15 protein-coding genes are annotated in these 13,974 nt (G+C 57.4%); 5 read left to right on the forward strand and 10 right to left on the reverse strand.

Annotated elements, in window-relative coordinates; translation table 11 throughout:
• Genes DSM25558_RS18015 through DSM25558_RS18025 form a run of 3 tightly spaced genes read right to left on the reverse strand, consistent with a single transcriptional unit; the run spans position 1 to position 2,292 of the window.
• Complete coding sequence (locus DSM25558_RS18015) at positions 1-630, reverse strand: isochorismatase family protein (protein ID WP_077106067.1); 630 nt, start codon at positions 628-630, stop codon at positions 1-3.
• 32 nt (positions 631-662) lie between these two features.
• Positions 663-1,526 (reverse strand): isocitrate lyase/PEP mutase family protein, encoded by an 864-nt coding sequence (locus DSM25558_RS18020; protein ID WP_077106068.1) that lies wholly within the window; start codon positions 1,524-1,526, stop codon positions 663-665.
• 19 nt (positions 1,527-1,545) lie between these two features.
• Complete coding sequence (locus tag DSM25558_RS18025; protein ID WP_077106069.1) at positions 1,546-2,292, reverse strand: maleate cis-trans isomerase family protein; 747 nt, start codon at positions 2,290-2,292, stop codon at positions 1,546-1,548.
• A gap of 177 nt (positions 2,293-2,469) precedes the next feature.
• Here DSM25558_RS18025 and DSM25558_RS18030 point away from each other — a divergent pair, with 177 nt between their 5' ends.
• Positions 2,470-3,246 carry a GntR family transcriptional regulator gene (locus tag DSM25558_RS18030; protein ID WP_244554248.1) on the forward strand — a complete coding sequence of 259 codons (777 nt, stop codon included), beginning with the start codon at positions 2,470-2,472 and terminating at the stop codon, positions 3,244-3,246.
• A gap of 14 nt (positions 3,247-3,260) precedes the next feature.
• On the opposite strand, the gene DSM25558_RS18035 is transcribed toward DSM25558_RS18030, so the two are convergent.
• Genes DSM25558_RS18035 through DSM25558_RS18065 form a run of 7 tightly spaced genes read right to left on the reverse strand, consistent with a single transcriptional unit; the run spans position 3,261 to position 10,189 of the window.
• The gene (locus DSM25558_RS18035) at positions 3,261-4,139 is read right to left on the reverse strand and encodes an MBL fold metallo-hydrolase (protein ID WP_153366812.1); all 879 of its coding nucleotides are present in this window, start codon (positions 4,137-4,139) and stop codon (positions 3,261-3,263) included.
• 8 nt (positions 4,140-4,147) lie between these two features.
• Positions 4,148-4,984: an SDR family NAD(P)-dependent oxidoreductase gene (locus tag DSM25558_RS18040; protein ID WP_083716559.1), complete on the reverse strand. Its 837-nt coding sequence runs from the start codon at positions 4,982-4,984 to the stop codon at positions 4,148-4,150.
• Positions 4,985-4,997: 13 nt separating this feature from the next.
• Positions 4,998-6,500, reverse strand: a complete 1,503-nt coding sequence (locus DSM25558_RS18045; RefSeq protein ID WP_077106071.1) for an aldehyde dehydrogenase — start codon at positions 6,498-6,500, stop codon at positions 4,998-5,000.
• 28 nt (positions 6,501-6,528) lie between these two features.
• A complete protein-coding gene (locus DSM25558_RS18050) occupies positions 6,529-7,224 on the reverse strand; it encodes a GntR family transcriptional regulator (RefSeq protein ID WP_077106120.1) in 696 nt (231 codons plus the stop codon).
• 29 nt (positions 7,225-7,253) lie between these two features.
• Positions 7,254-8,168, reverse strand: coding sequence for a polysaccharide deacetylase family protein (locus DSM25558_RS18055; protein ID WP_077106072.1), 915 nt, complete (start codon positions 8,166-8,168; stop codon positions 7,254-7,256).
• 24 nt (positions 8,169-8,192) lie between these two features.
• On the reverse strand, positions 8,193-8,939 hold the full coding sequence (locus DSM25558_RS18060; protein ID WP_077106073.1) for a maleate cis-trans isomerase family protein: 747 nt from the start codon (positions 8,937-8,939) through the stop codon (positions 8,193-8,195).
• Positions 8,940-8,983: 44 nt separating this feature from the next.
• Complete coding sequence (locus DSM25558_RS18065) at positions 8,984-10,189, reverse strand: FAD-dependent oxidoreductase (protein WP_077106074.1); 1,206 nt, start codon at positions 10,187-10,189, stop codon at positions 8,984-8,986.
• A gap of 395 nt (positions 10,190-10,584) precedes the next feature.
• Here DSM25558_RS18065 and DSM25558_RS18075 point away from each other — a divergent pair, with 395 nt between their 5' ends.
• Genes DSM25558_RS18075 through DSM25558_RS18090 form a run of 4 tightly spaced genes read left to right on the forward strand, consistent with a single transcriptional unit; the run spans position 10,585 to position 13,967 of the window.
• Entirely contained in the window at positions 10,585-11,502 is a 918-nt protein-coding gene (locus DSM25558_RS18075) for a branched-chain amino acid ABC transporter permease (protein ID WP_077106076.1), read from the forward strand.
• Positions 11,502-12,431 (forward strand): branched-chain amino acid ABC transporter permease, encoded by a 930-nt coding sequence (locus DSM25558_RS18080; protein ID WP_077106077.1) that lies wholly within the window; start codon positions 11,502-11,504, stop codon positions 12,429-12,431. Before DSM25558_RS18075 ends, DSM25558_RS18080 begins: the two co-directional genes overlap by 1 nt.
• Positions 12,428-13,231: an ABC transporter ATP-binding protein gene (locus DSM25558_RS18085; protein ID WP_077106078.1), complete on the forward strand. Its 804-nt coding sequence runs from the start codon at positions 12,428-12,430 to the stop codon at positions 13,229-13,231. Before DSM25558_RS18080 ends, DSM25558_RS18085 begins: the two co-directional genes overlap by 4 nt.
• Complete coding sequence (locus DSM25558_RS18090; RefSeq protein ID WP_181013804.1) at positions 13,221-13,967, forward strand: ABC transporter ATP-binding protein; 747 nt, start codon at positions 13,221-13,223, stop codon at positions 13,965-13,967. The genes DSM25558_RS18085 and DSM25558_RS18090 overlap by 11 nt, the downstream gene beginning before the upstream one ends.
• Positions 13,968-13,974: the final 7 nt, after the last annotated feature.

Genomic DNA, 13,974 nt, shown 5'->3' on the forward strand with positions numbered 1-13,974 from the left:
TTATCTCCTGATTGTTTCGAAGAACTGGACGATTTCGTCTTCTGAAACGACATCGGCATATTTGGCGTTCATATCGAAGAGGTTTGCGTCGTGCGGGGCCTGATGGCGGTCGCCGCAGGCATCTGAAACGACGGTGGTGATGAATCCGTGCGACATGGAATCGACACAGGAGGCCCGCACGCAGCCGCTTGTCGTTAGGCCCGTCAACACGACATTGTCGATACCCATGGCCGTGAGCGTTGATGCAAGGCTGGTGCCGAAAAAGGCGCTCGGATATTGCTTGGAAACAACGATCTCGTCTTCCAGAGGCACAAGTCCCTTTGCGAATTCGGCCGTGCTTCTGCCTTTGATAAATGCGCCAAGCGGCTTTGCCTTCTCCATGAAGCGTCCACCATTGATGCCGCTCCTGTGATAGGTCACTTCGGTCAGTACCACTGGAATGCCGATTTCGTGGGCCAGTTTGCGGATGCGCAAGGCGCTGGCGAGTGCGTCGTCTACCCCGGCATAAAGAGGGCATTCCGGATCGAAATAGGCCTGCGCGAAATCAATCAGAACCAGCGCCGGGCGTTTGCCGAACCCCGCCTTCTTTCCATAAGCGGCCTTGTAATTTTCATCGAGATCCTGGGACATTGTCTTTCCTGTGGTTACGTTGTTTGCCGGTCTCACGAGATCTCGGCATATTTCCTGTCAAAGGCCCATATGTCCTCGAAGCCCAGCAGCTTGTTGAATTCGCTAAAGGAATAGAGGTCGATGTCGGGCGAGGTGATGCCGTTTGCGGCAAGGTCGCCATAGCTTTTCTGAAGGGCCGCACCCATCGATAGAAAACCGATGGCCGGATGGATGGCGATGGAAAAGCCCAGTTCCTTCAACCGATCTGCCGAGAGAATGGGCGTGCGTCCGCCATTGACCATGTTGGCGAAAAGCGGGGCGTCGATGCGGTCGGAAATCTGGCGCATCTCCTCTTCGCTTTCGGGGGATTCGATGAAGACAATATCCGCACCAGCCTCGCGATAGGCCTCGCCACGGCGCAGTGCCTCATCCAAACCGAGCGAGGTTCTGGCATCCGTGCGTGCGACGATCAGAAAATCGGCGCTGGAGCGACTGTCCGAGGCGACCCTGATTTTCTGCACCATATCAGCAAGGGAAATGACGCGCCGGTCGGGTGTGTGGCCGCATTTTTTCGGGAATTCCTGATCCTCGATCTGGATGGCCGTGACACCGGCGTCCTCATAACCGCGCACTGTGTGCCTGACATTGAGCAGCCCGCCATAGCCGGTGTCGGCATCTGCAATCACCGGCTTGGTGGTCATTTTGACGATCTGCGAAATGCGCTCCAGCATATCCCGGTATGTGGCCAGCCCCGCATCGGGCAGGCCGAGATAGGATGCGACGGTGCCGTAGCCGGTGACATAGAGCGCCTTGAAATCATGCCTGTCGGCTATGAGCGCTGAAATCAGATCGAACACGCCAGGCGCCAGAATGAACTCTTTTGCCTCCAACGCCTGTCTTAGTCTCGCATCGGCCATGTCTCTCTCCCCTGTTTTATCAGTGTTCTGCCAGCAGCCTGCCGTAATCCTCGAAGCGGTCTTCGATGCCAGCGATACGCAGCATGGCCCAGAATGTGGCTTGATTGGATGTGATTACCGGCACGCCAAACTCGCGCTCAAGCTCCGAAATCAGCGGCAACGACGGAAAATCGGTGCAGGTAATGAGGATTGCTTCGCTGCCGGGCACGAAGGCTGCACGCACATGGCTCGCCACCGTGTCGACGGGCGTTTCGGCAATGCGGATATAGTCCGACGGACCGTTCTTGCCGATACCGAGGCCAATCAGGCGCTCGACGGAAAAACCATTGTTTTGCAGGAAGTGCGTTTCATGCTCGTTGAGCGTGTCGGCATAGGGCGTCGCGACCGACAGACGCGTAACGCCAAGCGTCTTCAAGGCTTTGATGATCGCCGCCGATGTCGTCACGGCTGGCACGTCCATGGTCTGCGTCAGCATTTCCGGCAGCGCCTCAACCGGATTGATCATCGACCCTGCTGTGCAGGCATAGGCAATGGCGTCGACCCGGGCATTTTTGAGCATCGCAAAGACCTGTTCCAGATCGTGCATCAAGGCTGCCTTGCCGCTCTCGCTTTTGGTATCGGCGTGAAGTGGCATGCGATGGGTATGGAAAGTTACGCCTTCCGGCATCATTCTGGCCCATTCCGCCTCGTTGACGGTATTCGTCGGTGGCGTGATGAGGCCGAGCTTTGCGCGGTAGCTGTAGACCGACTTATGTCTCTCGAGCATCTGGGCACCTCAACTCAGTTTGTTATGACCATTAATGTTCACCATAATTAAATGTCCATACCTATGCGCGTGTGATCGCTGTATAAGTCATGTCATGCACTTCCATGCTGTGGATTTTGCGCTAGAACGGGCTTGGGAAGAGCGATGCTCGCGGGAGAGAACATCGGATGGATTTTGATGATGAATAATGAAATTGGTCTGCCGGGTGGCGAAGCTGGTGACGGCATTCCGCGCTACGCCCGCATCCAGAAAATACTCGAAGAGCGGCTGATCGAGGGCTTCTATCCGGTCGGAAGCCTTATTCCGCCTGAAATCGAGCTGGCGGCGGAGTTCAACAGCAGCCGCACGACGATTCGTGAATCGCTGCGTTATCTTCGTGAGCGCGGTTATGTGGAGCGCAAGCAGGGCGTCGGCACGCGGGTGATTTCGAACACGTCGCGCTCGTCTTTCTTCCAGTCCTACGACTCGCTCCAGGAACTGTTTCAGGTCGCGGTCGAGACCTACTTCGTCGTGCTGGATATCAGCACCGTTGTTCTGAAGCCCGAGACTGCCGAGCTTGTCGGTGGTCTTGCGGGTGAAGAATGGATGCTGGTCAGCGGCGTTCGCTGGACGGAGCCGGGCGGCAAGCCGATCTGTTATGTGCAAAGCTACGTGCCCAAGCGTTTCGAAGATGTCGTCGCGCAGTTTCCCGGCTTTCAGGGGCCTTTCTTTGCGCTTCTGGAACGGCATGCAGATGGTTCTATTGAAGAGGTCGTGCAGGAGGTTCGTGCAGTTCCGATGCGAGAGGATATGATCCGCCAGCTCGGGCTGAAGCCGGGGTCGTGGTCGTTGCAGCTTCTGCGCCGCTACGTGACCGAAACCGGCGTGCTGATCGCCTCGTTCAACTGGCATCCGGCGGACCAGATGGCCTATGTCATGCGCATTCATCGCAGCAAGGAAACCGCCACGGAGTAAGCCAGTGGTGGCGATCATGTCACGAACTCCGGGACAAAATTGCTGCCGACACGTTTGATCCGCATGCCGCTGAAATGCCGCAGATGAGCGGGGATGAGGATTGTACCGTTATCCGCGGACTCGTTCAGCAGTTCCATGCGGGTTGCAATGGCCATTTCTTGGTCGCTGCAAAAGCGGCTGACCCAATCCGGGTGATAGACCTGAACCACGGAATGAATGGCATCCGCACAGAAGATTGCCTTTTGCTGGCCGTGGCAAAGGCAGAGGCCGATCTGGCCCGGCGAATGGCCAGAAAGCGGTTTGAGTGAAATACCATCGGCAATCTCGGCATCGGCATCGACAAGGTCCAGTTGCTCGGCCTCAAGGATCGGCATCACGCTATCGATGAAGGAGCCGTGATTGTGCTGGCCGGGTGCTTTGTTCTCTGCATCCCGCCAATGGGTAAACTCCTGTTTGCCGACGAGATAGCGAGCATTCGGAAAGGTCGGCACCCAACGTCCATCGACCAGCTTAGTGTTCCAGCCGACGTGGTCCGCATGCAGATGGGTGCATAATACCATGTCGATATCGTCGGGGCGCAGACCATGCGCCGCCAACCGCTCGAGATAACCGGAGCCCCTGCGCTGATGCCAGTCATCGGCTCTTCTCGGGCGTGGCTTGTGTTCACCGATGCAGGTGTCGATCAGGATATTGCGTCCGCCAATGCGCAGCAGATGGCTGTGAACACCTAGAAGAATACGCGCAGTACCGAAATCCACATGATGCGGTGAAAGCACCGTTTCGTACTCCCGCAAGTCCGCAACCGTCCGGCCTGGGAACAGCAGATCGATCGGCAGCGCGAAGGGGTCGAGGTCAGTGATCGTGTCGATGGTGGCGTCGCCAAATGTCCGCATTCCGCGCCTCACATGATCATCGGTTTGGCAACCGGTGCCGAACGGGCGGCCTCGGCAGCTTCGGCGGGGGCCAGATTGTCGTCCCACAATCTTGCGATATAGCGCCCGCCTGTCTGGCCGTTGGATTGGTCAGCGCAAAGCCAGAGGATGGCGCGGCGCATGATCGATGCAGGTAGGAGATTGCCGTCAGCACCTTTCTTGTCGGGGCTATCAGGTAGAAGGCCGGTATCGGCTGCTCCGCCGGGAAGATAGACATTCACGTCCACACCGGTGCCTGCGAGGTCCTGCGCCCAGATGCGGGACGTGGCTTCCAGTGCCGCCTTTGTGGGGCCATAGGGTGCATAGCCTTTGCGAACGATGGTCTGATCACTGGTAGAGATATTGATCACCTTGCCGAAACCGGCAGTCACCATATGCGGTACTGCGGCGCGCGCCATGTTGAAGGTGCCGTTGATATTGGTGGCGACGATGGCCGCCCATGCCTGCGGATCGGCTTCCCAAAACTTCGTCGGCTGTGTGTTGAAGGTCTCGCTGATCAACCGCATGCCGACACCCGCATTGTTGATGAGGACATCGATCTTTCCAAATGCGGCGATGACCGAACGGACAGTGGCTTCGCACTGACTATAATCGCTGACATCAGCAGCCAGACCCAACACATTCTGCGACCCGGCAATCCGCGTTGCTTCAGCAATGGTGTCTTCCAGTGCCTGGCTGTCGCGAGACCCTGTTATAGCCACGCATGCGCCAGCTTCCAACAGTGCGAACGCCATTTCCTTGCCGAGGCCTCGGGAGCCGCCGGTAACGAGAACGGAACGGCCTTTCAGGGAGGGATAATCGATCACGGTCTTCTCCTCCTCAGCCGGACATGCCGAGACGCGGTATCTTGCGCGGTTCGCGGGCGATGATCGTCGTCTTCATTTCGGTAAACATCGCCTGCGAGCCTTTGGCCCCCTCGCGCCCTAGGCCGGATTGTTTGTATCCACCGAAGCCGGTTCTGAGATCCCGGACAATCGGGGTGTTGACCAGAACGGTACCGGTGCGAAGAGCCGAGGCGGCTCGCATCGATCGCTCCAGATCACGTGTCCAGACATAACCAACGAGGCCGAAGTCGTTGTCATTGGCCCTGCTGATCACTTCCTCCTCATCATCGAAGACCTGAAGTGCTGCAAAAGGTCCGAAGATTTCTTCCTGGCAAATGGCGAGGCTGTTGTCGGGCGCCAGCATGGCGGTTGGCTCGAAATAATAGCCGGTGTTGAAACCGGCATGGCGGTGGCCACCGGCCAGCAGTTGCGCCTTCTGCGATATGCCGCTTTCGGCGTAACGGGACATGCGCTCGCGCTGGGCTTGATTGATCATCGGGCCAATCTCTGTGCCAGATGTCAGCGGGTCTCCAACCTTCAGTGCTTTGACACGGCTCGTGAAGGTTTCGATGAAGCGTTCGGAGATGGAGCGCTGTACGAATATGCGCGTTCCGGCAAGGCACATCTGGCCGTTGTTCATGAAGGAACTCAGCATCGCCGCATCGAGTGCCTGATCGAAATCGGCATCATCGAAAATGATGTTGGCAGACTTGCCGCCCAGTTCCATCGCCGAGCCCTTGATGCCTTTCGCCAGCGAGGTGAGGATTGCCGCACCCGTCTCTGTGCCGCCAGTAAAGGACACCATGTCGATGGCGGGATGCGATACCAGCGCCGTGCCGGAGATATGACCACGACCGTTGACGAGGTTCATAACGCCTTGCGGCAATATGCCTTCGATGATCTCGAAAAGGCGGGTGACCGTGAGTGGGGTCAGTTCGGAAGGTTTGACGACGCAGCAGTTTCCAAAAGCCAGCGCCCCGGCGATCTTCATGGCGGTCAGGCCCAGAGGCATGTTCCACGGGCCGATCAGCGCGCAAACACCAATCGGCTCATAGGTGACGATGCTCATCAGGCCCGGCTCCTGAGTGAAGACATCGCCGCCCGACTGGTTGATATATTCGGCAAAGAACCGGAAGTTATAGGCTGCGCGCGGAACATGGATGTTGCGCGTCTGATTAAGCGGAATGCCGGTATCGATCGTTTCAAGAACCGCCAGTTCGTCAGCGTGCGCGAGGATCGCGTCATGGATCGCCATCAACGCAGTCTGGCGTTCGGCGACAGTCGTGCGTCCCCATGGCCCTTTATCGAAGGCGTGCCGTGCTGAGGAAACCGCACGGTCGACATCATCTGTGGAGGATTCGAACAGGACACCCACCGTCTGCTCCGTGGCCGGATCGATGACGGGGATTTCCTCACCGCCCGCTTTCACAAATGCCCCGTCCATATAACCTTTCAGACGGCGCGGGGTCTTTGTCAGAGTGTCTCGATCATCGGTCATGGCTGTCTCCTTTCGCGGCGCGCGTTGCCTATCGACGTTTCGGTTCGCGGGGCTGCGGTCTGGTGGACAAAATGTGCCCGCTCATGGCTGCGGCCGCCCAATCGCTGTTGCGTTCCTTGAGCGCGGCAAGGATATCGCGGTGCTGGTCATTGGATCGCCTGATATTGACTGCCCGGTCAGCCACGAACTGTTTGAAGATGGCCAGTGGCAGCGAGATTTGCGGTGCCATCAATTGCTGCAGATGCGCAGAATGCGTGGCTGCGGCAATCGCGGAGTGGAAATCGGCATTCAGCAGCACGAATTTTTCAAGCGATCCATCGCTCCCATCATTGGCAATATCGTCGATCTCATCGATCAGCCGCTGAAGCTTGACCAGTTCAGCCTCGGTGATCTTCCGCGCCGCTACCTCTGCCGCATAACTCTCCAACCGGGCGCGCAGCTCGAACACGATGATCACTTCCTCGTAAGAAAATTTCGAGACGAAGCGATGCCGGTTGATGACGGTGGCAAGACCCTCCGCTGCCAGCCGCCGCAGGGCTTCGCGTACCGGTGTGCGGCTGGTGCCCGTCATGGTCGCCAGCATCTCTTCCGGCAGATGATCGCCCGGCTTCAGCGTGCCGATCAGGATCGCCCGCCTTATGCCCTCATAGGCCCGGTCGACGGGACGTTGCTCCAGTTCCAGCGTCTCGTCATCGGCTTCATCCGGCAATTCTATATTGATCATGGCTGCAAACTCCTCCTCTGCGGCCATTGTTATTTCACAACCGGATCGATGTGGCTCTCATGGTTTTCGAGATACCATGCCGCAATCTCTTCGCGGGTTGCGAACCAGACATCATCGAATTGCTTGGCATAGCGAATGAAATCTCGAAGCGCGCGCACGCGGTAAGGCTGGCCGATGACATGCGGGTGCAAGCCGATATTCATGAACTTGCCGGTCTTCTCGCTTTCCGCATAAAGCCAATCGAACTGCTCCTTGAACATCTGCAACCCGCCTTCCGCACCGAGCCCTTGGCGCAGAAAGCTGAAGTCGTTGACCTCGGATGTGTAGGAGACGGATACCAGCGGCTTACCGCTGCGGGTGTTGATCAGATAGGGCTGGTCGTCATTGAGCAGGTCGGTGAAGAAGAGCAGGCCTTCTTCAGCCAGAATATCGGCGGTGTTGAATGTCGAGCGCAGCGAACTGGACAGCCACCCCTTTGCCTTGAAGCCGCAGAAGTCCTCATAGACCTTGAGCGTGGAGCGGATGACTTCACGCTCCTTCTCCTCGTCGAACATATTGTCCGTCAGAAGATCGGACTGCACATAATTATGTGCGACGATTTCCCATTTGCGGTCGAGTGCGGCCTGAATGACCTGTGGGCGTTCAAGCGCCATCTTGGCATTCATGGTGCAACTGGATGGCACGCCTTCTTCGTCGAAGATATCGAACAGACGCCATACACCGACGCGCTGGCCATATTCGCGCCAGGTGTAGTTGGCATTGTCATAGACATTGCCGGGCAGGTCGCCGCCAACAATGCTGGGTCCGCCGGGATAATAGGGCTTTGCGCTGTCGCGTACCGCATCCCAATATTCGAAATTGATGGTGGTGATGATGGCCAGCCGCTTACCGTTTGGCCAGCGCAGAGGTTTGCGTTCATTGATGGGAATGAAATCATACTGCATGGAAATCTCCTGACATACTTATGATCAATGATGGGAGAGGAGCGAGCCCCAGCCCTGCACCTTGTCCTCGATGCCGTTTTCGCGCAGCGCATACCAATAGGTCGCGGTGTTGATGGCGATCACCGGCTTGTCGAGCCAGAATTCGGCCAGACCGGCAACGCGGGCCATGGCGAGATTGGTGCCGACCTGAACGATGGCTTCCACGGAGCTGTCATTGACCTCCATGATGCAATCGCGCAGCACCTGTTCGCTGGTATGGGCGATCAACATCGGGCTTTCGCATTTCAAGCCCTTGAGATGCACGACCTCGTAACCGCAGTCGCTGAAGAATTTTGTGACCTGCTTGTCACCCACCGGCATGTAAGGCGTCACCACACCGATGCGCTTGATATCACCATATTTCTTGAGTGCTGCCTGGCAGGCATCCGAACCCATGGTGACCTTGACGCCAGCCCGTTCCTCGACCCGCTTTTGAAGTTGGGCGGAGCCATCGAGACCATCCCAGAAGGTTTCAGCTGACATGCCCATGACCAGATGGTCAGGGCTGCACGTCATGACGGAATCGATCGATTCCATAATGGCAGCGCGGATGTTGTCGATGAGCGCCAGAAAATCCTCATCGCTTTTGACGGGGTCATCCGGGATCGTGATGCGGGAGAAATGGTTGGTGATGCCGACCGGACGCATGGAATCGAATTCTGGCTGCACGGACGTGTTTGTGGAGGGGGCGATGACGCCGAATTTCTTGCGATAACCGAGGCTGTCGACCATGTGAGATATCCTTCTGAAAAGAGATGGGATTGAGTGCCGGGGTGTCAGGCCACGTTTTCGAGATCGCGCAGAGACTGGATCATCGATGAACCCATGAGAAACGCCTTGTGGGTTACGGGATTTTCCACTGTTCGGCGCAACTCGTCGTGATAGGCAGCTCTGGCCGCCGGATCGTTTTCCGCCATCATTTTACGGTTGCGCAGCGATTGCTGCTGCACGGTCTCGATCGCCACCTTGCGACGCTGGCGGTTGTAGCGCTCGGTGATCTCCAACGGTGCCTTTCCATGCCAGACATCGGCCAACTTGTCGCAAAGATTGACCGCATCGTGAATCCCGCCATTCATGCCCATGCCGCCAAGTGGATTGTTGAGATGGGCAGCATCGCCAGCGAGGAAAACGCGTCCGGCCACATAGGTTTCGGCGACGCGCTGGTGCACCCGGTAAGCCGTTGAATGGATGATCTCGTAAGCGTCGTCCTTTGGGAATAGTCCCTGAAGGCGGCGTTCCATCGTCGCGGGGTCTTTGATCTCTTCGTCGATCTGGTTCGGATCTGTTGGCAGAAGCACGCGCCACAGTGAAGGGGTACGCAACAGAACCGCCCATTCTGAGGGGTCGGTGAGATAAGCAATAGGCGCGAGATCGGCGATGGCTTCATCGAACCGGAACGTCGTGGACATGGAGAGGAATATTTCCGGGATTGTCAGGCCATCGAAAGCGATACCCAGCGTCTTGCGAATGGTGCTGCGCGCGCCATCCGCGCCGATCAGATAGCGTCCTTCCAGCTTTTCGACGCTGCCATCCGGCCGCTCAATGGACAGCACGACGCCGTCTTCGTCCTGATGGACATCGACAGCTTTGGCACCATAGATGAGATCGATCTTGTCGTCATTGTCGATAATTTCCCGCAACTCTTCGGACAGCTTCCATTGCTCGCATTGCAGGCGATAGGGATGGGCAGTTTCTCCGGCAAGAATGCTTAGATCATAAGTGGCGATCACGCCTTCCTTGCGGTCACGAAACTGCCACTGCGGGCAGACAAGGCCACGGGCAACGAGCTTGTGGCTGATGTCGAAGCGATCCAGCATATCCAGCGTCGGCGGATGAAAGGTCGAAGCGCGCAGATCGCCGGGTAATTCCCGACTTGTCTCTACAATCGTCACCGGGATGCCGGACTGTGACAGGCAGCAGGCAGCCACCAGCCCGACCGGACCTGCACCAACAACGATAATCCGCTCTTTTTTCCCGCTCATTGCCTGCATTTCTCCGTGAATGTTCCCCTTGACAACAATCAAGGTCTAACTCAATGTGTACATAATGTCACGACATATAATTCTATTTTTCCTATAAATGTCGAGACGCACTATCCGACCAATGGTCATTTTTCTAGACTGGTCGGACGAATATCGATCGCGGAGGCCCATAAGGTGCCCTGACGAGCAAAAGCGCGCCAACGAGCGCCAAGAGTGGAACGAGAATGGGAAATTCTGCGATGAAAAGCCATCATGGTCATGGCGATAGCTGGCATGGAGTCAGAGATCGTACCGTCAAGCGCATCCTCACTCATGCGATGCAAAGCCGGCATATCGGATCAAATTCCCCCGAGTAATGCACGTTTTTGTATACAAATATCGCAGGAGATATTTCGATGCTGCTTCTTCAACAAATCATCAACGGCGTCATGCTCGGGAGCGTCTATCTGACAGTCGCTGTCGCATTCACTCTGACGATTGGCGTTCTGAACTTTTTGAATTTCACCATTCCGACGCTGTTCATGATGGCCGGTATGCTGGCCTGGGCCTTCACCAAGTGGGGATTGTTCGGCATCGGGCCGCCCGTGCCTTGGGTTATTGCACCGGTGCTGGCCATTGTCATGACAATTCTCATGTCGCTGATCATCGAACGTTTCACGTTTCGGTTCTTGAAAACCAAGTATGGTGACTCGACAGAGCATGCGATCCCACTGGTCAGTTCGCTCGGCTTTTTGCTGATCATCGAAAATCTCATTCGCATCGGTTACGGCACGGAGGCGCAGCGTGTTGCGGGTGCCGGTGGTGCGGATCTGACGATCAACATCGGCGGGCTGTTTCTGCGGGTGCCACAGGTCATCAGCCTGATCGTGGTGCTAGTGATCGTCTACGGCCTCAACTGGATTTTGAAGCACAGCCGCATCGGTCGCGGGCTTCGTGCCATCGCAGAAAACCCCGATGCCGCCAATATTCTGGGCGTTCAGGCCAACAAGCTCGTGCCTGTCATTTTCATGCTTACGGGTCTTCTCTGCGGCCTTGCCGGTATTCTGTTTGCCGTCAATTACGGTGAGGTCTCGCCGCATATGGGTGAAGACATCGGCTCCAAGGCGATTGCTGGCATGGTCGTGGGCGGTCTCGGCTCCATCTGGGGTGCTGTGCTGGGTGGCCTGATCATCGGCCTCACCGAAATGCTGACCATCCACTTCTTCGGTGCCGACACCGTGCAGGTTGCGGTCTGGGGGCTGCTGCTGCTGACTCTCTTCGTTCGGCCACAGGGTCTGTTCGGCCATCATTCCATCGGTAAGGGGAAGCTCTGATGAGTGGTTACTGGATGGGGATTCTGACGATCCTCTCGCTCAATATCATCATGGCCTATGCGATCTTCCTGCCAGTCGCTACCGGTCAGCTCAATCTGGGCGGTGCAGGGTTCCAGGCACTCGGCGCCTATACGGCAGCCTATATCTCCGCGACCTACGGCCTCACTGCCTGGGTCACCATTCCGGCGGCCATGGCTGTGACGGGTCTCGTCAGTTATCTGATCGCCTTCCCGTTGCTGCGCACAAAGGGCGTCTATCTGGTGTTGGCGACCTTTGCCTTTGCCGAAGTCGTTGCTGGTGCCATTCTTAATTCCGAAACACTTGGCGGTGCCATGGGCATGTCGGTGCCGGAATTCGTGGATTATCAGGTCCCGGTCATAGCCGCCGTTCTCGTCAGTCTCTTCGTTTTCTATCTCATGGCGACGCGCCTCGGGTTGGCAATGCGCGCAGCCCATGATGACGATATCGTCACCGATCTCATGGGCGTGAATGTTCGCGGCGTGCGCGTCTGCGCCTTTGCCATCGGCGGCGCGCTGGCGGGCCTCGCGGGCGGGCTTTACTCACACTCCTTCAGCTTCGTGGAAATTCAGGGCTTCAACTCGGCCTTGTCGATCTATGTGCTCCTCTACGTGCTGCTGGGTGGCACGCAGACGGCCTGGGGGCCGTTGGTCGGCGCGACGTTCTTCACCATGCTGCCAGAGGCACTGCGCATCCTTCTGCCTGATCTGAAGCAGTGGGCCAATACGATGTTCGATCTGGGCGCATCGGTTTCGCCACCTGACGAGAGCTGGCGTTTCGTCATTCTCGGTGTTCTCACGGTAACGATGATGATCTTCCGCTCCGAAGGTCTGATCACCCGCACGATGCTGGAGCGGCTACGTTTTCGCAAAACCGCTGACGATGCTCAAGGTAGGGAGATCGCGGCATGAGCGGCAATATTCTTTCCCTTCAAAACGTATCGAAGCGCTTCGGTGGCCTCAGCGTCATAACAGATGTCAGCTTCGATGTTCCCGCTGGATCGCGCATGGCGCTGATTGGCCCGAATGGCGCTGGAAAGACGACGATCTTCAATCTCATTTCCGGTTTCTACCTGCCGGATGAGGGTGACATTCTTCTGGAAAACCAGGCTATCCAGTCAATTCCGTCGCGCAAGCGTATCGGTCTGGGCATTGCCCGCAGCTTCCAGAACATTCGCCTGATGCCGCATCTGTCCGTCACGGAAAACATCATGCTCGGGCAGCAGTCTCGTGCTGGCAGCGTGGTGGATATGTTGAAACCCCTCTCAATCTTCGGTCGCTCGCATTGGCGGCAGGAAGCTGAGGCGCTGCTGGACGAGATGGGGTTGAAAACCTATCCCGGTGAAGTGGTCGCGACGCTGCCCTACGGTATCCGCAAGAAAATCGAGGTGGTGCGGGCGCTTGTTGCCCGGCCAAAGCTGCTGCTTCTCGATGAGCCTGCCGCCGGTCTCAACGCCGCCGAAACCGAAAGCCTGACCGAATTCCTGCAACGCATATCTGCAACCGGCGTGACGTTGCTTGTGGTGGAACACGACATGGGCCTCGTTCGCCGCCTGTGTGACCACGCGGTTGTGCTGAACTTCGGTCGCAAGATTTATGACGGCCCCACCGCCACCGTGCAGGAAGACCCGCTGGTGCTCGAAGCTTATCTCGGGCCGCGCGATGCCAGAGCCATGGTTAAGGCGAAAGAGGAGGACAGCCATGTTGCTTGAAGTTTCAGGGCTGCATGTGCGCTATGGCCGCAACCATGCCGTCAAGGCGCTGGACCTGACCATTCAGGAAGGCGAGATCGTCACCGTTCTTGGCTCGAACGGGGCGGGTAAGACATCCCTGCTTCGGGCGTTGCAGGGCGCGGTCAAACCCGCTGGCGGTTCGGTAAAATTCGCAGGCGAGGATATCACCAATTTCTCGCCCGCCGACCGGGTGACGCGCGGCATGATGCTGGTGCCGGAGGGACGCCAGATCTTCGTCAGCATGACGGTGCACGAAAATCTGCTGATGGGGGCTTACCTTCGCCATGACGGCGACTGGCACCGCGACCTTCAGGCCGTCTATCAGCGCTTTCCCAATCTGTCGGAACGCAAGGACATGAAGGCCAGCGTGCTTTCCGGCGGCGAGCAGCAGATGCTGGCTATCGGGCGGGCGCTGGTGGCCCGGCCCCGGTTGATCATGCTGGATGAGCCATCGCTCGGTCTGTCGCCGCTTTTCGTCAACAACCTCTTCGAACTGATCAAGGAGCTGAACCGCGACGGTATCAGCATTCTCCTGGTCGAACAAAATACAGGCATGGCGCTGGAGACCGCCAGCCGTGGCTATGTGCTCGAACTGGGCAAGGTCGTGCTTGCCGACAGTGCCGCGGCACTGGCCGGAAATACTGCCCTGACCGAAGCCTATCTCGGTGGCAGCCATGCTTCCTCGACATCACCTAGACAAACCCAAACCGTGTGACCCGCGA

The sequence above is a fragment of the Agrobacterium sp. DSM 25558 genome, assembly GCF_900100825.1.
Classification (GTDB): domain Bacteria; phylum Pseudomonadota; class Alphaproteobacteria; order Rhizobiales; family Rhizobiaceae; genus Agrobacterium.

Coding starts and splice junctions, on each gene's coding strand:
- DSM25558_RS18090 (WP_181013804.1), top strand. CDS start 13,221: ATGTTGCTTGAAGTTTCAGGGCTGCATGTGCGCTATGGCCGCAACCAT.
- DSM25558_RS18055 (WP_077106072.1), bottom strand. CDS start 8,168: ATGCAGTATGATTTCATTCCCATCAATGAACGCAAACCTCTGCGCTGG.
- DSM25558_RS18035 (WP_153366812.1), bottom strand. CDS start 4,139: ATGCGGACATTTGGCGACGCCACCATCGACACGATCACTGACCTCGAC.
- DSM25558_RS18060 (WP_077106073.1), bottom strand. CDS start 8,939: ATGGTCGACAGCCTCGGTTATCGCAAGAAATTCGGCGTCATCGCCCCC.
- DSM25558_RS18085 (WP_077106078.1), top strand. CDS start 12,428: ATGAGCGGCAATATTCTTTCCCTTCAAAACGTATCGAAGCGCTTCGGT.
- DSM25558_RS18050 (WP_077106120.1), bottom strand. CDS start 7,224: ATGATCAATATAGAATTGCCGGATGAAGCCGATGACGAGACGCTGGAA.
- DSM25558_RS18030 (WP_244554248.1), top strand. CDS start 2,470: ATGATGAATAATGAAATTGGTCTGCCGGGTGGCGAAGCTGGTGACGGC.
- DSM25558_RS18045 (WP_077106071.1), bottom strand. CDS start 6,500: ATGACCGATGATCGAGACACTCTGACAAAGACCCCGCGCCGTCTGAAA.
- DSM25558_RS18025 (WP_077106069.1), bottom strand. CDS start 2,292: ATGCTCGAGAGACATAAGTCGGTCTACAGCTACCGCGCAAAGCTCGGC.
- DSM25558_RS18080 (WP_077106077.1), top strand. CDS start 11,502: ATGAGTGGTTACTGGATGGGGATTCTGACGATCCTCTCGCTCAATATC.
- DSM25558_RS18075 (WP_077106076.1), top strand. CDS start 10,585: ATGCTGCTTCTTCAACAAATCATCAACGGCGTCATGCTCGGGAGCGTC.
- DSM25558_RS18020 (WP_077106068.1), bottom strand. CDS start 1,526: ATGGCCGATGCGAGACTAAGACAGGCGTTGGAGGCAAAAGAGTTCATT.
- DSM25558_RS18015 (WP_077106067.1), bottom strand. CDS start 630: ATGTCCCAGGATCTCGATGAAAATTACAAGGCCGCTTATGGAAAGAAG.
- DSM25558_RS18065 (WP_077106074.1), bottom strand. CDS start 10,189: ATGAGCGGGAAAAAAGAGCGGATTATCGTTGTTGGTGCAGGTCCGGTC.